Raw genomic sequence first — 22,882 nt, 5'->3', positions numbered from 1 at the left:
TTAGCAACACGCTGACACCAAAAGGAAACCAACAATGAAAGGCTTTGCACGCAGCTCGCTGGCACTGGGCATTTCACTGGCCGTGATGGCCTCTGCCAACGCATCAGATTTCGCCGACATGGATCCTATCACCCTGCGCCTGGCCCACGTGGTCAACGAGCAGGACGGCTTCCATATCGCCGCCATGAAGTTCGAGGAGCTGGTGGAGGAGCGCACCGACGGCAAGGTGGACATCGAGCTCTACCCCAACGCCAGCCTGGGCGACGAGCGCACCCTGCTCGAGGGGATGCAGATCGGCACCGTGGACATGGGCGTGATCACCAACGGTCCGGTGGCCAACTTCCTCGAGGAGATGGCGGTGTTCGAGCTGCCCTTCCTCTTCCCGAGCCCCGAGGCCGCCTACGAGGTGCTCGACGGCGAGATCGGCCAGGAGCTGCTCGACCGCCTCTCCGAGGTCAACCTCAAGGGCCTGGCCTACGCCGAGCGCGGCTTCCGCAACCTCACCAACAGCGAGCGGGCGGTCACCTCGCCGGAGGACATCGACGGCCTGCGCATCCGCGTGATGGAGAACCCGGTCTACGTCGACACCTTCCGCGAACTGGGTGCCAACGCGGTGCCCATGGCCTGGACCGAGGCGCTCACCGCCATGCAGCAGGGCACCATCGACGGCCAGGAGAACCCGGTCAACGTTATCCACTCCTTCAAGCTCTACGAGACCCAGGACCACATGACGCTGTCGCGCCACACCTATGCGCCGGCGCTCTTCGTGATGGGCATGCCGGTCTGGAACAAGCTGCCGGAGGCCGCCCAGGCGGTGGTCGAACAGGCCGCCCAGGAGGCCGCCGAGCACGAGCGCCAGGTGAATGCCGAGATGGAGGCCGAGCAGTTGGCCGAACTGCGCGAGGCGGGCATGCAGATCGTCGAGGAGCCCGATATCGCCGCCTTCCAGGAGGCCGTGGCCCCGGTCTACGAGCAGTACGGTGAGCAGTTCGGCGACACTCTGCCGCGCATCCAGGAGGCGCTGAAGTAAGTGACCTTCTCCGCCCATTCCCTGCTGCGACCGCTGCGGTGGAGTGAGCGCGCCCTCGACGCCGCCATCGCCCCCGTGGTCTTCACGGCGATGGCGGCGTTGATCGGTGTGATCACCCTGCAGATCGTCTCGCGGGTCTTCTTCACCGCGGTGGGCTGGACCGAGGAGGTGGCGCGCTTCCTGCTGGTGTGGATCACCTTCCTGGCCGCCACCCTCGCCTTCCGCCGCGGCCGGCATATCGCCGTAACCTTCGTGGTGGACGCCCTGCCCGGGCTGCCCCGGCGCCTGGCGCGCATCGCCGCCCTGCTGGTATCGCTGGGCTTCCTGCTCGGGCTAGTCACCATCGGCTGGGAGTACATGCAGGTGCAGAGCTTCCAGAAATCCGCCTCATTGCGCCTCTCCATGACCTGGGTCTACGCCGTGATCCCGCTCTCCGCGGCGATCATGGCCTGGTATGCCCTGGTAGACATCGCCGGCCTGGCACTGGGCGATGACCCCATGCCGCCCGCCGACGACGAGGAGCAGCCATGACCGCGCTGCTCTTCGTGCTGTTCCTGATCTTCATGCTGCTGGGGGTACCCATCGCCCTGGCCATCGGCGCCAGCACCCTGGTGGCACTGCACGCCCAGGGCGTGCCACCGATGGTGGTGACCCAGCAGATGTTCCAGGGCATCAACTCCTTTGCCCTGGTGGCGGTACCGATGTTCATCCTGGCCGGCGACCTGATGGCCCAGGGCAAGGTGAGCGAGAAGCTGGTCGACTTCGCCGATTCGCTGTTCGGCTTCCTCAAGGGGGGCCTCTCCATCGTCTCGGTGGGGGCCGGGATGTTCTTTGCCGCCATCTCCGGCTCCGGCGCCGCCACCACCGCCGCGGTGGGCTCGAGCCTGGTGCCGGAGTTGCGCAGGAAGGGCTACGAGCCCGCCTCGGCGGCCAGCCTGATCGCCGCCAGCGGCACCATCGGGGTGGTGATCCCGCCCTCGGTGCCGATGATCATCTATGCGGTGATCGCCCAGCAGTCGGTATCGTCGCTGTTCCTGAGCGGCATCCTGCCGGGCATCGCCATGGGCCTCGGGCTCTCCGCCATCGCCATCGTGCAGGCCTACCGCCGCAACTACCCGCGGGGCACCGCCCTCTCGGCGGCCACCATCTGGCGCACCTTCCGCAGTGCCAGCTGGGGTCTGATGACCCCGGTGATCATCCTCGGCGGCATCTTCTCGGGGATCTTCACGCCCAGCGAGGCGGCGGTGGTGGCGGTCAACTACGCCCTGCTGGTGTCGCTGTTCATCTACCGCGACCTGAACCTGGCCGACGTCTACCGCATCCTGATCCGCTCGGCCATCACCACCTCGGTGATCATGCTGGTGATCGCCACCTCGGCGGTACTCAGCTGGACACTCTCCAGCTGGCAGGTGCCCGGCGCCATCGCCCAGGCGGTGCTGTCGCTCTCCACCGACCCGCTGGTGATCATGCTGCTGGTGGTGGCGGTGATCCTGCTCACCGGCGTGTTCATCGAGACCGCCAGCGCCCTGATCATCCTCACCCCGGTACTGCTGCCGCTGGTCACCCAGCTGGGCATCGACCCGATCCACTTCGGCCTGATCATCGTGGTGGGCCTTGCCATCGGCATGATCACCCCACCGGTGGCGATCAACCTCTACGTGGCCTCCTCAGTCACCCAGCTGCCGCTGGAGCGCATCACCCGGGCGATCATTCCCTACCTGCTGGGACTGATCGCGGTGCTGCTGCTGGTGGTCTACGTGCCGATACTGCTCGGCTGGTCGGGTTAAGCGGCCTTGCCCCTACGCCGGCCAGCGGTGACGCTGGCCGGCCCCCCTTCACCGTCTCACCGGAGATATTGCATGCCCCTCACCCGCCCGCGGCTCGTCGCCCTCGCGCTGCCCCTCACCATCAGCCTGGCACTGCTGGTCGGCTGCACCACCTACAGCTACCCGGACCGCGAGAGCGAGACGGTATGGGGCGTCCCCGCCGAGGACGAGACGCTGACCCGGGAGGAGCGCGAGAATGCCCCGCCGCGCTATCGCGTGCCGGGGGAGGTGCCCGAGTCCGACTAGGATGTCTGCGGCCTCAGCTGGTTGCTGCGACCCCCGCGAGTGGCAGATGAGGGCCTAGCGTTTCCTGCCCCGCGGCTTGCCGCCGGGAGCGACGACCTTGGCGCGCGAACCCGAGGGACGCCCCCCCTTGGGCTTGCCCCCCGCCTTGCTTGCCGCTGCCTTCTTTCCCGCCGGCTTCCTGCCCGGTCCAGCCCCCTTCTCCGTCACCTTGCGCCTGGCGGGCTTGCCACCGCCGGGCTTTCCTGCACCGGTCTTTCCAACACCAGTCTTTCCCGCCCCCGGTTTGGCAACGTCACCGCGGCGAGACGCGCTGCGTTGCCCGGTTGCCGCCTTGCCTGACGACCTGCTTTCGGGCTTGCCGGCACCGCCTCGGGCTCCCTTGCCGGCCTTGCGTCGCGCCGTGCGACGCTCAGGCTGCTGAGCCTCGGAGCTGGAGTGCTCGGTCAGGGAGAGGATCGTCGACACCTCGGCCGGGCTCAGGTCGCGCCAGTCACCGGTGGCCAGTCCCTTGAGCGAGACGTTCATGATGCGGATGCGTTCGAGCTTCACCACCTCATAGCCGAACACCTCGCACATGCGCCGAATCTGGCGATTCAGCCCCTGGACCAGGGTGATGTTAAAGACGAAACGCGACTCCCTGACCACCCGGCACTTCTTGGTGACCTCGCCGAGGATCGGTACCCCGCCGCCCATGCCGGCGATGAAATCGTCGGTGATCGGCTTGTTGACGGTGACCCGATACTCCTTCTCGTGCTGGTTGCTCGCCCGCAGGATGCGGTTGACCAGATCGCCGTTGTTGGTCAGGAAGATCAGCCCCTGGGAGTCCTTGTCCAGCCGGCCGATGGGAAAGATCCGCGTGCCGTGCCCGACGAAATCGACGATATTGGCCTTCTCGACCGGGTCCGTGGTGCTGACGATGCCCACCGGCTTGTTCAGCGCGATGAACACCAGGTCCTCCTCCTCCAGTTCCAGGGGCTCGACGACCTGGCCATTGACCTTGACGACGCTGCCGGGGACGACCCGGTCACCGGGAGTGGCGCGCCGGCCATCGATCTGCACGCTGCCCTGCTCGATGTAGCGATCGGCTTCCCGCCGCGAGCACATGCCGCTTTCGCTGATGTACTTGTTGATCCTTTTCGAGAGGGTCTGGGCCATGGGACGCATCCGGAAGGTGAAGTGAGCTGGTAACAACGGGCACTCATTCTAGCAACTGCAGGCCCGGGCCTCGACCGAACTCATCACCGCGCAAGGGCTATCGCAGTTACCGTAGCGCCCTTCGCCCTTGTACCACCGCGATCGCCGATAAATCGGGCTCCCACCATATCGGGCTCCCAGTAATAGTGTTGTCTCTATTTGCGATAGCCCTGATCACGGCGCCAGGGCTATCACAGCTAGCCATGCAGCGATACCGAAAGTCGCCGCCTCATTTCAGCAACTTATCACTGAAGCTTGCCCTGCATCACTGCACTGCAGCATCGAGTGTGTTACACCTTAGGCTTCATCACGCCCGCAGCCGGAGGTCACAGGATGTCCGAACCCCACGCCCGGAAGGCAATCGCCTGGCACGCCCAGCCCGAACAGGAAGCGCTGGAGCGTCTCGAGGCCGACAGTGACGGGCTCTCCGCCAGCGAGGCCCAGGCGCGGCTGGAGCGCTTCGGCCCCAACCAGCTGCAGCAGGCCGAGGCCCGCCCCTGGTGGAAGCGCTTGCTCGAACAGCTCAACAATGTGCTGATGCTGGTGCTCATCGGCGCCGCGGTGGCGAGCCTGGGGCTGGGCCATGGCGTGGATGCGATCGCCATCCTGGGCGTGGTGCTGATTATCGCCCTGATCGGCTTCATTCAGGAGGGCAAGGCCGAGCAGGCACTGGAGAGCATTCGTGACATGCTCTCCCCTCAGGCCAAGGTGCTGCGCGACGGCAAGCGCCAGACGATTCCCGCCGAGCAGCTGGTGCCGGGGGACGTGGTGATGGTGGAGAGTGGTGACCGGGTGCCGGCGGACCTGCGCCTGCTGGAGGCCAGACGGCTGCGCACCGAGGAGGCCTCCCTGACCGGCGAGTCCACCGCCGTGGACAAGGACACACCGCCGGTGGCGGAGGACGCCGACCTGGGCGACCGCACCGGCATGGCCTACGCCGGCACCATCGTGGTCCAGGGCGCCGCACGGGGCCTGGTGGTGGAGACCGGCACACGCACCGAGCTGGGCCGCATCTCCGAGATGTTGCGTGGCGTCGAGCAGCTCAAGACACCGCTGCTGCGCCAGATCGATCGTGCCGGTCGCGTGCTGGCCCTGATCATCCTGGTGATCGCCATCCTCACCGCGGCCTTCGGCGTGCTGGTCCACGGCCAGCCCGTCGGCGACATGTTCATGGCCGCGGTGGGCCTCGCCGTGGCGGCGATCCCCGAGGGCATGCCCGCCATCGTCACCATCGGCCTGGCCCTGGGGGTGCAGGCCATGGCCCGCCGCAACGCCATCATCCGGCGACTGCCGGCGGTGGAGACCCTGGGCTCCATCTCCACCATCTTCTCCGACAAGACCGGTACCCTGACCCGCAACGAGATGACCGCCCGGTCGATCTGGCTGCCCCAGGGGGAGATCCGCATCGACGGCACCGGCTTCGCCCCCGAGGGTGACTTCCACACGCTGGACGAGGACGGCGAGGCACAGCAGGCGCCGCTGGATCTCGACGACCACCACGCCCTGCGCCACTTCCTCAAGGTCGGCGTGCTCTGCAACGACGCCGAACTGGCCCGCGAAGAGGGCCACTGGAAGATCCACGGCGATCCCACCGAAGGCGCCCTGGTGGTGGCGGCCGCCAAGGCGGGCCTGGAGGCGCGCCCCCTGCGCGGCGATCACGACCGCCAGGACGCCATCCCCTTCGAGTCCGCGAACAAGTACATGGCCACCCTGCATGAGATCGACGGACGCCACTGCCTGCTGGTCAAGGGCGCCCCGGACCGTCTGCTGGAGATGTGCCACCGCGTGCGCCAGGAGGATGGCGAGGACAGCGAACTCGATCACGCCGAATGGGAAGAGCGCATTCATGCCCTCTCCGGGCAGGGGCTGCGGGTGCTGGCGCTGGCCGAGAAGCCCCTCCATGACGTCGAGTCGCTCGAGGATCACCACGCCGAGGACGGCCTGGTGCTGCTGGGACTGGTGGGACTGCTGGACCCGCCCCGGGACGAGGCCATCGAGGCGGTGAAGGAGTGCCTGGCTGCCGGCATCCGTCCGGTGATGATCACCGGCGACCATGCCGTTACCGCCCTGGCCATCGCCCGCCAGCTGGGTTTTGCCCATACTGAACGCGCGATCAGCGGCCGCGAGATCGAGGCGATGTCCGACGCCGAGCTGGCCGAGGTGATCCTCGAGGTGGATGTCTTCGCCCGGGCCGCACCGGAGCACAAGCTGCGCCTGGTCCAGGCGATGCAGTCCCACGGCGGCATCTGTGCCATGACCGGCGACGGGGTCAACGATGGTCCGGCACTCAAGCGCGCCGACGTCGGGGTGGCCATGGGCATCCAGGGCACCGAGGCCGCCAAGGAGGCCGCGGAGATGGTGCTGGCCGACGACAACTTCGCCACCATCGTCGGAGCCATCCGCGAGGGGCGCAAGGTCTACGACAACATCCGCAAGACCATCACCTACCTGCTGCCCACCAACGGCGCCCAGGGGCTGGCGATCCTGCTCGCCGTGCTGGCCGGCACCCAGCTGCCGGTGACCCCGGTGCAGGCGCTGTGGGTCAACATGGTGGTGGCGGTGACCCTGGGCCTGGCACTGGCCTTCGAGAAGGGCGAGGGGGACCTGATGCGTCGTCGGCCCCGCAACCCAGACGCCGCCCTGCTCGACCTCTTCCTGCTGTGGCGGGTGGGCTTCGTCTCGATGCTGCTGCTGCTCGGCGTGTTCGGGGTCTTCTCCTGGATACTCAATGCCCAGGGCGGCAGCATCGAGCTCGCCCGCGCGGGCGCGGTGAACATGCTGGTGACGGGCAGTGCCGCCTACCTGATCAACAGTCGCTTCCTCACCGCCAGCACCCTCTCCCTCCAGGGGATCTTCGGCAGCAAGCCGATATGGGGCTCCATCGGCGCCGTGGCCCTGCTGCAGCTGGGCTGGACCTACCTGCCGTTCATGCAGTTGGTGTTCGGCGGTGAAGGGCTCGAAGCCCCCCACTGGCTGGCGATCCTGCTGGTGAGCGTGGCCATCTACCTGGTGATCGAGGCGGAGAAGTGGGTGCTGCGACGGCGGCGCTGACCCCACGGCACCAACGACAGCGGCACGCTTGTGGCCCATGCTGTGGAGGTCGCGGGTGTCCTGAGTAACCCCAGCCAGAGAGGAAGGCCATGCCGCTGCTGCTGACACTGCTGCTGCTCCTGCTGGGGCTGCCGAGCCTGGTGGCCATCGTCGCCCTGGTGCGCCTCGCCCGTCTGACGCGTCGGGTGGAGTCACTGGAGGCGGCCCTGGCCCGACCCGCCACGGAGGACGCGCCGGCCGCCCCCTCCCGGGGCAGGAAGGTCGAGACAGGCGCGAGCCGACGCCCCCTCTGGCGCGACGGCCTCGCCCGCCGGTTGTCCAGCGGAGCTCGCCGGGTGCGAGGCGCCGCGGCAGGCTGGCTCAGCGAGGGCAACCTGCCGGTCAAGATCGGTATCCTGGTGCTCTTCGCGGGGCTCGCGGCACTGATCCGCCACGCCTCCACCCAGGGCTGGCTGACCCTCTCCATCGAACTGCGCCTGGCCGGCATCGCCGTCCTGGCGGTGGCCGCCCTGGGCTTCGGCTGGCAGCAGCGTCGCACCCGGCGGGTGTTCGCGCTGAGCCTGCAGGGCGGGGCCATCGGCGTGCTGTTGATGGTGATCTTCGCCGCCGCCCAGCGCTTCGCGCTGCTGCCCCTGCCGCTGGCCTTCCTGCTCAGCGTGGCACTGGTGGCCGGGGTCGGGGTGCTGGGCGCACTCCAGAATGCGCTGGCACTGGCCGTGCTGGGCAGCCTGGCGGGCTTTCTCGCGCCGCTGTGGCTGGCCCGTGCCCCCGGCGATCCGCTGGTGCTGTTCGGCTACTACGCGCTGCTCAACCTGGGCATCTTCGCCATCGCCTGGGTGCGCCACTGGCGGCTACTCGACCTGCTGGGTTTCGTGGCCACCTTCGCCATCGCCACCGCCTGGGGCGTACTCGACTACAGCCCGCGGCACTACGCGGTGGCCCAGCCCTTCCTGGCACTGTTCTTCCTGCTCTACCTGCTGATCCCGATCCTCCACGCCAGGCGCCGACAAGCGCAGGCGTCGCCGCACAGGAAAGACAGCCGCATCGACGGCAGCCTGGTCTTCGGCACGCCACTGGTGGCGTTCGGTCTCCAGGCGGCGCTGCTCGAGGGCGAGCGGCTGTCGCTGGCCCTGTGTGCCCTGGGCATCGCACTGCTCTATGCCCTGCTCGCCAGCTGGCTGCTGCGCCAGGCGCGCACGCGTCAGCTCGGTGAGGCCCACGCCGCCCTGGCACTGGGCTTCGCCACCCTGGCGATTCCGCTGGCACTCTCGGCGCGAGTCAGCGCAGCGCTCTTCGCCGTGGAGGGGGCCGCCCTGATATGGCTGGGCATTCGCCAGCACCGCCTGCTGCCCCGCCTCGCCGGCCTGGCCCTGCAGCTGGTTGCCGGCCTGACGCTGCTTGGCAGCCTTGTCTTCGCCTGGGCCGTGGACACTCCCGTCGCCAACGCCGCCTTCATGGCCGGGGTGATCCTTGCCGCGGCGGGCCTCGTCTCCGCCGAGACCCTGTGGCGAGGCGGTTACCCCCGCTGGGCGCTGGCCGCCCTCGCCTGGGGCCTGGCCTGGTGGCTTTCCATCGCCGCCCGGGAGATCGACCTGTTCGCCGCTCCGGCCATGGCCGATGACTGGCGCCTGGCGCTGCTGGCAGTCACCGGGCTGGCCCTGGCCGAGCGCTACCGCCGCCGGCCGGCTGCGGCGCTGGCCTGGGGCGTTGCCGGTGGGCTGCTGCTCGCGGCCCTCCTGCTGGCCGGGGCGCTCGAGTGGGTGCTCATGGCTCCTCTCGCCACCGGCCCCCTCGCCCCCTGGGGCTGGGCCCTGGTGATCGTGCTCGGCTATCGCCAGCTGCAGGGGCTGGCGCGACACTCCGAAGCACTCCAGTACGAGCCCCTGCCGCCCGCCGCCTGGGCCCAGGGGGCCTGGCTCGCCTCCACGCCACTCTTCCTCAGCACCCTGCTGCTGCAACCGTTCCCCCTGAATCTGGCACCCGCCTGGCAGCTCGCCGCCGGGCTGCTGCCCTGGCTCACGCTCGCCGCCCTGCTCTGCCACCGACCCGGCTGGGTGCTGCGCCCCCTGGCCGAGACGGCACAGGCCTGGCGCGTCTCGCTCGCGACCGGCCTGCTGCTGGTGCTGGCCCTCGCCTGGGTGGCGCTGCTGCCGCGCACCGGCGCCCCCTTCCCGCTGCCCTGGCTGCCGCTGGCCAATCCCCTGGCGCTGGTGCAGTGGGCGACGCTGCTGGTCGCCTGGCAGCTCTGGCGGGGCGGCCTCTGGCCTGGGGCGGCAGACCGCCACGCCCCGGCCCTGCTGGGGGGCGCGGCCTTCCTGCTGCTCACCGTGGAGCTGCTGCGCGGGGCGCATCTGGTCGGCGGAGCCCCCTGGTCGCCGGCGATGCTGGAACTCGGCCTGGTGCAGACCGGCCTCACCCTGCTGTGGAGCCTGCTCGGCGTGATCGGCTGGGTGCTGGGCTCGCGGCGCCGACAGCGCACCCTGTGGCAACTCTCCGCACTGCTGATGGCGGTGGTACTGGTCAAGCTGGTAGCGGTGGATCGCCAGCACCTGGGCAACCTGCTGGGCATCGCCTCGTTCATCGGCTACGGGCTGCTGTGCATCGGCGTGGGCTTCATCGCCCCAGCACCGCCGCGGCAACAGGAGGAGGCGACATGAGAGGCATCGGATATCTGGCACTGCTGGCCTGGCCGGCTCTGGTCGCGGCCGGGGAGCTCGAGGAGGAGTGGAGTCACGCCTGGCCGCTGAGTGTCGAGGAGCCGGCGGCGGCCTATCGCCTGGAACTGACCCCGGAGATCTACCGCACCCTGCACTCCCCGTCGCTTGCCGATCTGCAGGTGGTCGACGCCCGTGGCCAGGCGGTACCCACCCTGATACAGCCTGCGCCCGCCCCGGCGTCGACCGAGCGCCTGCAACGGGCCCCCTGGTTTCCGCTGCCACCACCGCCCCTCGACGAGGGGCGGTGGGAACTGATCGGCGAGACCGACGCCGAGGGCCGACTGCGCCGCATCGAGACCCGCGGCGGGGGATCCAGCGAGGCCGGGGAGGCCGGCGCCGCCCTGGTCGACCTGAGCGCGATCCAGCGCCCCGTTACCGCCCTGAACCTCACCTGGGACGACGACGCCGCCCCGCTGGACAGCCTCTACCGGGTCGAGGCGAGCGACGATCTCGAGACCTGGCGTGGCGTGCTGAGACAGGGACGGCTGCTGGATATCACCCACGACGGCGAACGCCTGGTGCGCCGCCGCCTCGAGCTGGGCGAGGTCTCGGCCCGCTACCTGCGCCTGCGTCCGCTGCCGGGCCAGTCGGCGGTGGTTCTCGCCGGCATCCAGGCGGTGACGCGTCAGTCGGGGCCGGTAGCCAAGCCGAGCTGGGAGTCCCTCGAAGGTGTTCGCGCGGAAGGCGGCGAGTTCCACTACCGACTGGCGGCACGACTGCCGGTGAGCCTCGCCGATGTGACGAGCGACACCCCCTACGCCGCCCGCTGGCGACTGGAGAGCCGCGAGGCGCCGGACGCCGCCTGGCAGGCACGCACATCGGCGTGGACGGGCTATCGCCTGGTGGAGAGGAATAGTGAACTGCGCTCGCCGCCCCAGCCAATGCTCGGCTCCCATCGCGATCGCCACTGGCGACTGCTCGCCGACTCGCCACGCAGCGGTCCAGCGCCAACACTGCGCCTGGGCTACACGCCGGAGCGGGTGGTGTTCCTGGCCGAGGGCGAGGCCCCCTGGCGGCTGCTGGCCGGCAGCGCCCGGGCACGGCGCCAGCAGGCCGCGGTGGCGCCGATGCTGGACTCGCTGCGTCGGCGCCAGGGTGAAGGCTGGGAGCCGGCCAGTGCTCACCTGGGCGAACGGCAGACGCTGGCCGGCGAGGCCGCCCTGACACCACCCCGGGACTGGACACTCTGGCTGCTGTGGAGCGTGCTGGTGGCCGGTACGCTGCTGGTGGGTGGTCTGGCGCTGCGACTGCTGCGCCGCGGCGATGAGGCCTAGGCTCTGTCCGAAAACTGGCTGCGCTCGGCCATACGGCGTTAAAAATCGACTCAAAGTACTCATTTACACCCCGTAAACTCCGTCTTTTCGCCGATTTTTGCCTTGTCTGACCTTCGCTCGCCGACTTTTCAGACAAAGCCTAGGCTGACAGAGGCTAGCGCCGCTTGGTGCGGGCGGTGGCCTCGGCGGTAGTGGGGTCCTCGGGCCAGGGGTGGTTTGTATCGAATAACATCACCCTCGTTGACACTGTGATAAATACGAGATGAATCTTTACAAAACAGCATGTTATGCATCGACCAGTGCTGCTAGGCGGTATCTGTCAACAGAGTGACCAAATATGGGGCTTCAGGTAAATAAATTGGCCATTCGTTGACACCTGACTGACCACAACACGCTGCTCATCAGGCATCACTGGCATGCGGTAGAGGCTGGTTGTATTGGTGCAGCTAGGTCGGCGGCGGCCAGAGGCACCCTCGAACCGGCCTTTACCGCTCGGCGTCATGTCTTATTCTCTGACAATTGACGTCCGGACATGACATAAATTGAAGAAAGCTGTATATCGTCAGGTCAGATGGGTGCCTGAGGCCGCATTTGTTCGGGCCAGGCCAGACTGGGAGTTTTACCAGGCGCTTCAGCGAGTATATGCACTTAGTTGGTTTGGTGGGTGCTTAAGATCGCATTTCCGAATCAGACCTCTCCTGAGCCTGCAGCCCGGGGAGTCCACGAGTGTAAGCACCTAGCTAGCTGTCCAGGTCGGTTGGGGGTTTGAAGTCGCGTTTCTACGTGCGAAGCGGCCTATGGCTGGCGAGGCACTTGTATGTTGATGTCGAGCTTATCGCCAGCAAAAAACGATTGGTGCTGCCTGGAAGTATGTCCACATCGCGGATTCTGCTTCATTCAGGTTTTGAAAAAATCGATTCATTATAATAATTGTTAGCATCGCGAAAGTTTGCGCTGCACACGGCCCTACGAAACATTCGTGAAACTCATTCGATCATTGCCTAGCTAGGTTGCACTCTCATAAAAAGAGATCAGGAAATGAATAGTCTGTTTGTTAGAAACAACCTATGACATTAATCAAAATAATTCGACGGCATTCACCTGCTGTATCAAAACTGAACATTTTCTGGATGTAGGTGGTGAGGTCTATTGAATCATATAGAAAATACTACCATACTACTTACCTCCATCCAGCCCATAGAGAGGAAGCCCATGTCAATTCTCACCACCTACATACAGAAAGAACAGCAGCTGAAGCAGCTCCAGGAGGAGCTGGACAGGCTGAAAAACGACGATCGCCTGAAGACAGAGCTGGAGTTCAAGAACCACCTTGAAGACCTAATGCGCGAGTTCGATAAGTCAGCCACTGAGGTTATCAAACTACTGAATCCGGCATCGATTTCTGACAAGGGATCCAACAGCACCAGGAGTACCGGCCGCGCCAAGCGCAAGCTGAAGATCTACAAGAACCCTAACACCGGTGAAGTCGTCGAGACCCGCGGCGGTAACCAGAAGACACTGAAGCAGTGGAAGGATGAATATGGCGCTGAGGTGGTGGAAGGTTGGCTGGTGAGGACTGAGAATTAAAATCTCATAGCCTGCCTGCCAACGTGTTGGCAGGCAGCTTTTGGCCAGAAGCGGCCATTGAGATTATCCTAACTTACAACGCCACCAGCAGAGGCGATGGCAGCCCCCTCCACCTCTGACTGACTTTGTTATGCAATTAACTATGTAGCGACGTTATTGCTGTAATCTTCCGAACACGCTCTAACCAGATCCATGTTCACTTCTTCGCAGACAAGCCTTTTTCTGTCAAATTTTTCTGAGAAATATTTCTTCGCTAACTTTTCAGGTATTAATGCAGTGCCATACCAGTCATATAGCCAGCTTATAAGCTGTTTGTCATTTTCCACCACATAGACAGGGGTTTCAAACAACTCTCTTAGGCCATCAATGCTCCTTTTGCCACAATATGGACGCGGTTCTCTAACTTCTCTCCCTAGCTTGTCCCACCCGATCCATTGGCTATAGAACGCAACTTGAATAGCTTGTATACCTTGAGAAGCATAAAATTCAACATAATTTTCATCCAAGCTGGGCTTTGCCGCTTGGCAATATTTCCGCATTAATTTTAGAGAAACTTTACCAAATCGATCTTCAGGTAATTTATGTAGAGTACTTTTTAAATGATGGTAGTTATTGAAGCCGAATTCTTGGCTACAGAGGTCAAGCTTCTGGCAATGAGACTTGTCTTCGAAAGTGGATACCTTTGCAATATATTTAAGACTATCTAAGCACTCTTTATATGCAAACATCTTTTTACTCCGACAGCCCTATGTTAATCATAGTTAGCATGCTGCTTGCTTGGCTTCAAAGTAAATTTTGGAAGGTCAATTAGGTATTTCCCAACGCAGCAGGGAGGCTACCTATGCCTACTCAAATTATTAGGAAACAGCTTGGATTTGTCAATACTTTTAAGGTCCCGCATGCTCGATATTCGACTTGAGCGCGCACGCGCTTTCAAGAATGCTTTTCCACTCACTCAGTCATCTCTTATCTCACCGAAAAACAAGCGTGTTAAGCCTAGACTGTTAATATCGCATCGCCTATATTGCATATCCCATAGAAACGGGATCGTGACTGGTTCCCCTATAACCATGTCGGCTTTGGGTCGTCAGTGACTGCCCGATCAAGGCAGCCTAAAGATCAGCTTCCGGCCAAGACCTGACATTCAGGCGATTATAATGTAACCATCAAGTCAGTCTACCGAAAAAAAAGCGTAGCGGTTTATAGGTCGGCTGGATTTACTTGTTTGAGCATTACCATTACTGTACACACCGTCAGTCCCCCATCAGCCGTTCCAAATCCTTCATACCCTCTTCATAATCCTTATCAGCAATGGCCATCTCGCACTCCATACGAATTTCCATATACATCATTTCTGGGTCATAAGCGTATTTAGTTCTCCTGTACCAAGCATAAGCATCGTAAACCATCATTCTTCTAACTTCGTTATAAAAATCCTCGCCTTGCTCTGCATCACGTTATTCCATCAGTTCATCAAGGTCTTCTCTAGATAAATCCCTTGGCGCCTCTGATGAAATAAACTCTTAAACACCATCTGTAACATAGGTTGCGTATTGTACGCAGTCTATCGTGCTGGATGGTGAGCCAGGATGGCTGTAATCCATCGCAATAGATGTAGAGGACACCACTAAGAGCCCTCCCAACAGTAATCCACTACGCATACTGTCACCCCTTTTACTGCCCGAAGACAACATTCCTCAATAAATGAACCCTGAGAACTGCATTTTCCATCCCCGCCCCTGTCAATATTTTATACATCTCCCATAACCCAATGCTGATCCAGCTATCCCTCTCACATTAGCAGTTTCATGACTGGAATAGTACGCCACAGCTCCATGTCTGGCTCACAAACGGGACCACAGAGGAATGCACGCATCAAGCGGTGAAAGGATCTCAGGGGCTTGTATCGGCCTCAGGATCCGAATTCGGCCATGAGCGGACATCCAGAATATGCTGATGCAATGCCCTGAATAAACCGCCAATTTGGAGCGGCAGCGGAACATTGGTCGGCTTGATTCAGTGGTTATGCGTATTAATATAGCTCAAGAAGGTTCTCCCAAGTTTTGATCACCGGTAGAAACGGAGAGCGAACTCTATTCAATAGCTCGTAATACTCGAATTTACTCTCTTCTTCGACGACACCCTTGGGTATCAAATATGAGTAACTAATACTATCTTCCTGCACCAATGATCTCTCGTAGGTGGGCCGCACATACCCAATTATCCCATAGTAAAGATTGACGCTTAACTCACATAATTTAGTAAAGTGATAACCACCAAAATCATCGAACAGCCAAGTATCTATGTCTTCCAATACAATAACCTCGGATCCCGGGTCTAACTCAGCGCCACTCTGATTGTAAATATTCGTGATCTTCTTCAAGATCGCGTTGGATCTTGTCAGTGCGTGCTTGCATCTGTTGCCTATTAAATATAAAGCATCTTTCCTAGACAAATTTACCCGCAATTCCTTGCCGATGTTTGCAGAATAGATGTCATACTCAAACTCATGGCTCAACCAATCTTGAAATTCCTCAACAGCCTTCTCTAGCGCTGCCGTATCAGCTCCGGCATCAAGCTCTGGATGTTTCGACACTTTGTGCAAAATATTAAGTATGTTATCACCATCTTCTTTAGATGGAACAATCTCCTTATTTACGCCAGCAACGACTTCCAGAAGCAATATATAAAAATACTTTTTTGCTGTTGTGTCTTTAGGCAAAACTGATTTTACGATTTTGTCTCGGCCTTCTGGGAAACAGCATATAGAGTAGTTTACGTAGTTTGTAATCAACTCAAGCGCCGTATTCAGAATCCGTATTTCTTGTTGTATATCCATTTCTACCTACGCATAACATCAATGAACTGGCTGACTGCCTTTGCCGGACGGGCCGCTTAGGTGTCGACAGTTGTCATAAACTACTTGTTATTATAGAATAAAGCTTCTTATTCGGCCAGAAGCGGACCTTATCGAATGACAGCGAAGGGGAGTGTTGCTAAACATACATGGCGCCTGTAGTTAATGTCTCGCTGAACTCGTCAAAGCTACCATTTCGTTGCAGCGTTCTCACCTGCCATAGATAAAACGAGCGCACCTTTTCTCTCATCGAGGCTGGCCCTTCACGGTAACCCGTGCCTCGCGAGGTGAGTGCTGTACCGCAGTTCCCACCGAACTGCATCGGACGCGCGGCTCCCCAGCCCGCATTCCAATAACAAAGGTCCGCGACGACCTGCTCATCTACCTTGATCTCCAACTTCCCGTCACGAGGGGTGAGTTCGGCCTGGTAAGAGCCAGGTAGCGTTGGAAGGAAGAGCCGCCCCGGATACAGGTCGTGCTGAAGATAGCCCAAGCGGTCGAAATCGAGCGGTGCGGCAAGTGGCCAGGCCTTGCACTTCCCATCCATCAGACCGTCAAGGTGGGGTAGTGCTAAGAGGGTCGTCGTGCTCAGTGGTTCTGGAGCCGCGCTGGGAAGCATCCGTCTGTGGGTCCAGAAATCTTCCAGATGTGCAGCCAAGTCGGCATCGGCGATGTTGCTGTCAGCCGCTTGCGACCATCGAACGATGGAAACTTCCACACAACGTTCCATCGACATCACGATTGGCGAACTGAATGCAATCAGTTCGTCACCCGGACCCACTGCTTGCACGCGGCCAACCAAGTCTTGCAAGGATGCTTCGATCACCTCGGTATCGCCGTCGAAGTCAGTCTTCCCCGGAAACCAAGCTGGGCGACGAGGTCTGAGAAAGGCCAAGGTCGGGTGGATAGGCAATGCTAAAAGTGCCCGCTCGTCTGCCCGTTTCGTTGGCATGGCCCAGAACTCCTCGGCAACCGCGAGCGTGCGAAGGTAGGCAGAGATAGCGCGAAGGGCTGTCCGCGAGGAGAGCTGCCCGACAAAACCATCGCCCAGGGCCCGCAAGAAGTGCCAGAGGTCTCCTTGGAACGGAGCGTCTGGATAGGAATCTCGGTTCGCCGTCCACTCAAAGGCCATTTGCCGGACGAACGGCAGCCGAGTATGGTTCTCGAGCTCGCCCATGGAAGTCCGGAAGATTCGGGGCAGATCTGAGCCTTGCACGCTGTCAAAGTCCTCGGGTATCTCGAAGTCCTCGGGCACCTCCTCTAGTCCCTCCCCGTCCCTTTCTGCCAGCAGCCCCAGACTTTTCAGAAGCATGTCCGAAAGGATGGATCTCCTCGGGATGCTCTCAGGTAGCTTGGGTGTGGGCGAGTAGCCATACCCTTGTGCCGCCATCCAGAAGATGCACAGGACCTCGATCACTTCAGCCTCAAGCTTGCGCGAGCTCAGCAGCTGGAGCAGCGCGGTCTCGGCCCTCGAACCTGGCTCACCCAGCCGAGCTGCCAGCTCCTGCATGGTCCACCACCTTGCAGACGTCGACGGCCAACCAAGCCGGGCAATGAGGATGCGAAGCTCGTCCATCAAGCCTCCGATTCCGTAGAGGAGACCAACTCCGCCGCCCAGCGCGGCCGCTCTAGGGGCAGGGTACGGGTGTCTTCAATGACGCAGTTGACCATCGTCTCGGCGAACTTAATGGCCTCCGCGATTCGCTTTTGTCGCGCATAGAAGTAGACCATCAATTCGGTGGGCGCCACACGTGGCGGTTCGGGGTCGCCGAACATGCCGTAGGTTGTCGCAGCTACGAACTCGTCGCAGCGCCGCGGATAGTGCTTGACGATCAAATCGAGCCTGCTGCAGGTCTTCTCTCCGTTCTCCGCAAACCCGACCCAGGCACCGTTACGGATGTGCGCCTGGACGAGGTACTTCCATGCCGCATTCACGCCGCTCAGCTTGCGTCTCGTCTGAAAGGCCAGGTCAGACAGCACCAAGACGCCCTTGCGCCGGCCCTCTTCTGACAGAAGCAATCCGTCGAGCGCCGTGAGCAGTCGTTTTCCCTGCCCAGCCTGGTCCCAGTGCTGATACCAAGCGCGAAGAAGCCTCGCTTGCTCGTTGTAGCTGGTCGATAGGCTGTCGAGCAGGTCGCTGAGTTGTTCCGGCCCAAAGGTCGTGACATCTCCCGTATAAGGCTTGCTCTCGCTATCGCTGCCGGGATGCTCCGATCGTCGCAGCAGGCCGATGTCCCAACCGACATGCTCTCGAAGGACGCGAAGCCGCTCTGCAGCGCTTGAGCTGCCTTCCTGTGTAAGTCGCTTCAGCGCGTCATGGATCTCAGGATGCAGTCCGGTTCGCATCAACGAGTCCAGGGGCCAACCGTCCTTGATGGCTTGCCCCACGTATTCCCGCAGACTGTCTTCCGCTTGCGACCAGTCGCCTGCGTGCGTGTGCTCCTCGTACTTGATCACCAGCGCTGACGGCCTCAACCTCGCAAGCAGCCGATCAGCGGCCGCCAGAACGTGTCTGGTGCCCTTTCCGTCGGTGTAGTTCAGAACGTGGTGGACCTGCGACGCGATAAGATCGAGCAACCTACGAGCGTCGTCCGGTGCGACATCGACCAGGTAGCCGATAGCGTCGACCGTATTGTTCAGCGTAGGGTCTTTGCGATGCGCATAGCCGGTTGTCAGCTCCCACGTCTGCTTGCACAACTCGCGAGCGCTGGTACTCAACCCATGGTTTAGCGCAATGGCACAGAGCTGGAGTGGCGTCTGAAGATGTACGCTGGTTTCATGGCGGATTTCTGCATCAAGCAGGATACGCTGAGACTGGACGAAGGCTGCTGCCGCATCGTCGCTCATCCTTGTCAGTAATCCGGCCGCGTACTGGGCGCGGAAGGACGCGCTGTCAAACCAAGCGCACTGCCCGGCTGCCTCCATGGTTTCTTCGGTCAGGGCCACATCGACGAAGTGATCCAGCAGGATGCTGCCCAGATGGATGTCGCAGGCAATGCGATGCAGCGCGCTCCGGAAGTCCTCGGCTGCAGAGCTCGCGTCATAGCTTTGCCTGAAACGCCTGCACTCCACCGTCTTGAGCAACTCGAACAGCTCATGGAAGTCCACGAACTTCCCCCTCCACCAGTGGTGCGCAACTTGCGCCGCGGCCACAGAGAGTGCGTTGAGGAATTCGGTGATGTTCCTCCTGCCTTCGTAGACGGGGGCCCGCACGAACTCAAACGCGGTCTGATCTTCTGCAGCCATGCACAGGCTCAGCTGAACGGCGCTGAAAAACCAGTGGTGCGCGAGTGTCGCCAGATCTTCCTTACGTTCGTAGTAGTTGCCCTTGAGCCACTCAATGGGGATGGGCTTGTTCAGCGGCTTAGAGGCCCGCGTGTAAGCCGCCTCTACGGCAGCGACAAAGGGGGTTCGGTCAAGTTCGTGGAAGTCATCGCGCTCTGCAATGCTCACTCCGGCGGTCGCCGCCGCGCGGACGCACGCATCGCTGATGATGCTCTTGCTCTTACCAGGAGCAAGCGAAGCAACAGCCGCCATCAAGCCATCCAAATTGCCTTCTTCAACCAGCATCTGGACCCGCGGCAGCCAAACGACCGGCCCGTTTTCGGTAACCAGACGGGCCAGGGCTGTCGAGGTCGCAGCGATAGTACCAAGCCGAGCAAATGCGTCGACCAGAAACTGAAACTCATCAGAGTCGGCGTTCGACGAGTACTTGCTGGAGAAACGGCTCAAGCCTCTAAAGCGACGAAGTGCCTCTTCACCGCACATTTCGGCCAGAACCTCGTCGCCCCGAGCATGTAGGGCCAACCCGAGCGCGGCAAGCCGCAGGATGTCCGCCTCATGCCTGGAGGCCACGGCCTCACGCACGACGCTCTCCTCTGGGGTCAGAGTCAACGTGAACGAGATCAGCCTGGCCATGTCGTCGTTCTGCATCTGGAACTGGCTGCCACCGACCATCCGTGCCTTGAGATGCTCTAGTCGATAAGCCTCAGCGAACTCGTTGGTTTCCAGCGCTGCGACCAGTGCATCGGATAGCAGCGTATCAAAGAGCGACTCTGGATATCCCTCTTCAAGGCGGAGCATGATCCAATCGCGGGTGAGGCCGGTGATGAGGTTCTTAGGGTCACCCAGCCTCGCCTGGACCGTCCAGAGCCAGTTCACGCGCAGCGATGTGGGCGCAGAGTTCTCCAACCAGCTTGCCACTGCAGGCATCAGCTCGTTGATACGGTCAGCGTAGCCTGCTGTTGCACGCACGAAGACCGCCAGACTCTCGTGGAAAACCCTCAGACCAGCTGCCGAAGAGTGAAGCAGATGCTCGACTTTCGCGACGTCCGGCTCCGCCGCGCCAACTTTCGCTGCGATCTCTCCGAATGCTGCCCTAGGCCAGAAGAACGAGAACGCACAAACGAGTCGCAGCGTGTCCTGGAGGCTTGGAGAAAGGCCTGCCCACAGCGATGCATAGTAGAACTTTGCATCTTTGCCCAACTCTCCCTTCAATTGCTCAACATCCCACTGCGACAAGCTTCGACCGGCATGCTCAAGCTCCGCGGCCGCATAGATGACGTGCAGAGGGTGGCCATTGGTCTTCGCGCGAAGAGCGGCTGCGGCCTCCTGCAGCTGACTTTCTGCCCCATGCTCATCCTCGAAGCCAGTCGTAAGCCAGCCTTCCCGAAATGCCTTGCGCAAATAGGACAGGACTGCATTCTCAGACATCGCCGGTAGCGTGCGCCACTCGGCCTTGGGCGCTAAGGCAAGCAGGTCCGTAGGCAACTGGGCGTCGTCCACGAGCTGAGTACCAACGAGCAGCAACATGTTATCCGGACATGGGATTACCTGGGAAAACACATCGTCCAGTGGCCGTTTGTCCCCAGCGTTAATGCGCCAGACGTGATCTAAGCCGTCCAGGACAAGAACGAATGGTTTGGTCAGTTTCTTGTAGTGGGAGGCACACGCCTCAAGGAGCGAGCGTAGGTCACCTGCAGGGGCCTGGACATCGGGATGGAACCGTTTGACCTGGGCTTTGATGGATTGCTCGACCACGTAACTGTTCACCCGGTCGCGCCCCCGCTCCGTCGTCGAGAGGAAGTAGTGATGTCGGACCGTGGGGATGCCCTTCTCGGCGAGCGTGTCGCACAACGCGCTCAGGTATGTGCTCTTTCCACGCCCCGGCGGTCCTGTGAGGACAATAGCGCTCTCGACAGCATCGACGGTGTCCTGGACAAATTCTCGATGGAACGACTCATCGGGTACCTCGTAGCCCAAAGGGACCACGAAGTCCTCAGGTAAAGGTTCAGGTGGCGTCGAGCGCAGGATAGTACGGACCTGCTCGAGCGTGATCCAACCGTCAGGGGGCGGGAAGTTCTTCCGCGTCGCCCAGTTCAACGCTACGTTCTTAAGGGTGGCAGTGCCCTCGGGTGTGCCGTGCTTGCGAAGTCGTGCATCGATCTCTTGCTCCAGCGTGTCGAACCCCTTGTAACTGTGGAGAATATGCAGTTGGCTGAAGAATTCATCACAGTCTTGTTCGCCACCAAGTTCGGCGATGACCTCAGAACGCCTGGGCTCGGGGATCTTGGAAAAGGAAATCATTCCAGCATCTAAGCAAGCCTCGATGGCGACATCTGGTCGTCGGTTTGTCGTGAGCGAGAGCTCGCCAACGCGAACGGGATCGAGCTTTTTAAAGGCGTCGAACCACTTGCGAAGCATCGATCTAGAACGTGCCGTCTTGCCAGACTTCTCAAGCATCCATTCCCACGACAGCAGATGTGCATCAGGATTAGGGGTGAACTTGACCTGTTGAAGGTCTACGAGGCCATCGCTTCGTTCGATGACGATATCATCGAGCCCTTGCGGCGCTTCGTTTTCGTCATCGCACTCGAATTTCACCCGGCTATAGCGAGCCGGCGCGTCGAGCCAGTCGCAAAGAATCTTGAGGCCATGACGATTTTGATAAATGTATCCGGCCGCAGTGATTGCAGTTTTCTTGATGTTCTCAGACATAGTTGCCCGACGTAATGAGCTTAGTTTTGATTCAAGTGTCCAGTGCATCCATTCGCAAGAACTCGGTCGGCCATGGGCCGGTGTCGAAGCGCTCACGCGCATCAATGGTATCGGCACAGCGTTCGCCGGGAAAGTCCAGCAGAGCGGTTTAATTTGCGGGGTTGAATAGGTTCAGAGCTGGTTGAGGAATATCTGCTACCGGCCAGAAGCGGTCGCTTCACCATCTCCAGACTCGCCTTCCGATCGCTCGCTATCGTTCAAAAACTATTTTCCACCCGCCAAATCAATAAATGTGCCTGTTGCATATGAAGCTTTCTCAGACAACAGCCAAACGATAGCATTCGCCACTTCCTCTGGACATCCACCTCTCTTCATTGGCAATGACGTTTTTATGCGATCTACTCGACCTGGCTCGCCACCATCAGAATGCATATCAGTATATATAAATGCAGGTCTAACAGCATTAACGCGAATCCCCTCTCCTGCCACCTCTTGAGACAGACCTATCGTAAGCGTGTCAATTGCCCCCTTTGATGCAGCGTAGTCGACATACTCTCCAGCCGAGCCAAGTCTTGAAGCGGCAGACGAAACATTAACGATCGCGCCGCCCTGACCTCCACGATTTTTAGACATGCGTCTCACCGCCTCTCTTGCGCACAGGAAAGGGCCGACCACGTTTGCCGACAAAATCCGCTGAAGCCGCTCCACATCAATATCCTCGACTCTTATCTGCCTTTCAAGAATACCCGCATTATTGACCAGCGCCGATATCTTGCCAAGCTTATCATCTACAGTTTCGAATAGTTCTCTGACACCAGACTCTAACGAAACATCCGCCGCAACAGCGATGGCATGCCCACCTTCTGCTCTGATACGTTCAACAACCGCATCGGCTGCCTCCTTATTGTTCTTATAGTTGACGCATACAGCATACCCCTGGTTTGCACATAAAAGCGCAGTTGCAGCGCCGATACCGCGCCCACCCCCGGTAACAATCACCACTTTTTCCATATACAACCTCCAGTTAACAGTTAATAATTTATTTTGGAGTAATTAAGGTCATTTTTGAAAAACTGATCACTTGCGAGCGTCAGCTGTCGGCC

15 protein-coding genes are annotated in these 22,882 nt (G+C 61.0%); 8 read left to right on the top strand and 7 right to left on the bottom strand.

The features are described from left to right. Positions 1 to 34 precede the first annotated feature (34 nt). The 4 genes from ACJ7IV_RS07295 (at position 35) to ACJ7IV_RS07280 (ending at position 3,102) form a co-directional block, all read left to right on the top strand. Positions 35 to 1,030 (top strand): TRAP transporter substrate-binding protein, encoded by a 996-nt coding sequence (locus ACJ7IV_RS07295; protein WP_483866411.1) that lies wholly within the window; start codon positions 35 to 37, stop codon positions 1,028 to 1,030. Next, positions 1,031 to 1,561, top strand: a complete 531-nt coding sequence (locus ACJ7IV_RS07290) for a TRAP transporter small permease (RefSeq protein WP_483866410.1) — start codon at positions 1,031 to 1,033, stop codon at positions 1,559 to 1,561. Then, positions 1,558 to 2,817, top strand: coding sequence for a TRAP transporter large permease (locus tag ACJ7IV_RS07285; RefSeq protein ID WP_161432279.1), 1,260 nt, complete (start codon positions 1,558 to 1,560; stop codon positions 2,815 to 2,817). The genes ACJ7IV_RS07290 and ACJ7IV_RS07285 overlap by 4 nt, the downstream gene beginning before the upstream one ends. Before the next feature lie 72 nt (positions 2,818 to 2,889). Beyond that, entirely contained in the window at positions 2,890 to 3,102 is a 213-nt protein-coding gene (locus ACJ7IV_RS07280; protein WP_483866409.1) for a hypothetical protein, read from the top strand. A 54-nt stretch (positions 3,103 to 3,156) separates the two neighbouring features. Here the strand turns inward: ACJ7IV_RS07280 and rluF are convergent, their stop codons facing one another. Continuing rightward, on the bottom strand, positions 3,157 to 4,257 hold the full coding sequence (rluF, locus tag ACJ7IV_RS07275; protein WP_483866408.1) for a 23S rRNA pseudouridine(2604) synthase RluF: 1,101 nt from the start codon (positions 4,255 to 4,257) through the stop codon (positions 3,157 to 3,159). Positions 4,258 to 4,629: 372 nt separating this feature from the next. Between rluF and ACJ7IV_RS07270 the strand changes: the two genes are divergently transcribed. The 4 genes from ACJ7IV_RS07270 to ACJ7IV_RS07255 all read left to right on the top strand — a co-directional run bounded on the left by ACJ7IV_RS07270 (position 4,630) and on the right by ACJ7IV_RS07255 (position 12,925). Beyond that, positions 4,630 to 7,347, top strand: a complete 2,718-nt coding sequence (locus ACJ7IV_RS07270) for a cation-translocating P-type ATPase (protein WP_483866407.1) — start codon at positions 4,630 to 4,632, stop codon at positions 7,345 to 7,347. An 89-nt stretch (positions 7,348 to 7,436) separates the two neighbouring features. Further along, positions 7,437 to 10,004 (top strand): DUF2339 domain-containing protein, encoded by a 2,568-nt coding sequence (locus tag ACJ7IV_RS07265; protein ID WP_483866406.1) that lies wholly within the window; start codon positions 7,437 to 7,439, stop codon positions 10,002 to 10,004. Then, positions 10,001 to 11,338 carry a DUF3999 domain-containing protein gene (locus ACJ7IV_RS07260; protein ID WP_483866405.1) on the top strand — a complete coding sequence of 446 codons (1,338 nt, stop codon included), beginning with the start codon at positions 10,001 to 10,003 and terminating at the stop codon, positions 11,336 to 11,338. Before ACJ7IV_RS07265 ends, ACJ7IV_RS07260 begins: the two co-directional genes overlap by 4 nt. A gap of 1,212 nt (positions 11,339 to 12,550) precedes the next feature. Continuing rightward, a complete protein-coding gene (locus ACJ7IV_RS07255) occupies positions 12,551 to 12,925 on the top strand; it encodes a histone-like nucleoid-structuring protein, MvaT/MvaU family (protein ID WP_089677414.1) in 375 nt (124 codons plus the stop codon). Between the two features lie 140 nt (positions 12,926 to 13,065). Here the strand turns inward: ACJ7IV_RS07255 and ACJ7IV_RS07250 are convergent, their stop codons facing one another. From ACJ7IV_RS07250 to ACJ7IV_RS07225, 6 genes are all read right to left on the bottom strand, one after another. Next, positions 13,066 to 13,653: a hypothetical protein gene (locus ACJ7IV_RS07250; protein ID WP_143004407.1), complete on the bottom strand. Its 588-nt coding sequence runs from the start codon at positions 13,651 to 13,653 to the stop codon at positions 13,066 to 13,068. Between the two features lie 525 nt (positions 13,654 to 14,178). Then, positions 14,179 to 14,337 carry a hypothetical protein gene (locus tag ACJ7IV_RS07245; protein WP_483866404.1) on the bottom strand — a complete coding sequence of 53 codons (159 nt, stop codon included), beginning with the start codon at positions 14,335 to 14,337 and terminating at the stop codon, positions 14,179 to 14,181. Positions 14,338 to 14,957: 620 nt separating this feature from the next. Continuing rightward, a complete protein-coding gene (locus tag ACJ7IV_RS07240) occupies positions 14,958 to 15,764 on the bottom strand; it encodes a hypothetical protein (RefSeq protein WP_483866403.1) in 807 nt (268 codons plus the stop codon). Between the two features lie 157 nt (positions 15,765 to 15,921). Next, a complete protein-coding gene (locus ACJ7IV_RS07235) occupies positions 15,922 to 17,358 on the bottom strand; it encodes a hypothetical protein (RefSeq protein WP_483866402.1) in 1,437 nt (478 codons plus the stop codon). Then, positions 17,358 to 21,779, bottom strand: coding sequence for an ATP-binding protein (locus ACJ7IV_RS07230; protein ID WP_483866401.1), 4,422 nt, complete (start codon positions 21,777 to 21,779; stop codon positions 17,358 to 17,360). The genes ACJ7IV_RS07235 and ACJ7IV_RS07230 overlap by 1 nt, the downstream gene beginning before the upstream one ends. Before the next feature lie 264 nt (positions 21,780 to 22,043). After that, positions 22,044 to 22,790 carry an SDR family oxidoreductase gene (locus tag ACJ7IV_RS07225; RefSeq protein ID WP_483866400.1) on the bottom strand — a complete coding sequence of 249 codons (747 nt, stop codon included), beginning with the start codon at positions 22,788 to 22,790 and terminating at the stop codon, positions 22,044 to 22,046. Positions 22,791 to 22,882 lie beyond the last annotated feature (92 nt).

This window comes from Halomonas sp. C10-5, from assembly GCF_057169305.1.
The sequence above is the reverse complement of the archived record's forward strand: the minus strand, read 5'-3'. Positions and strand labels throughout refer to the sequence as shown.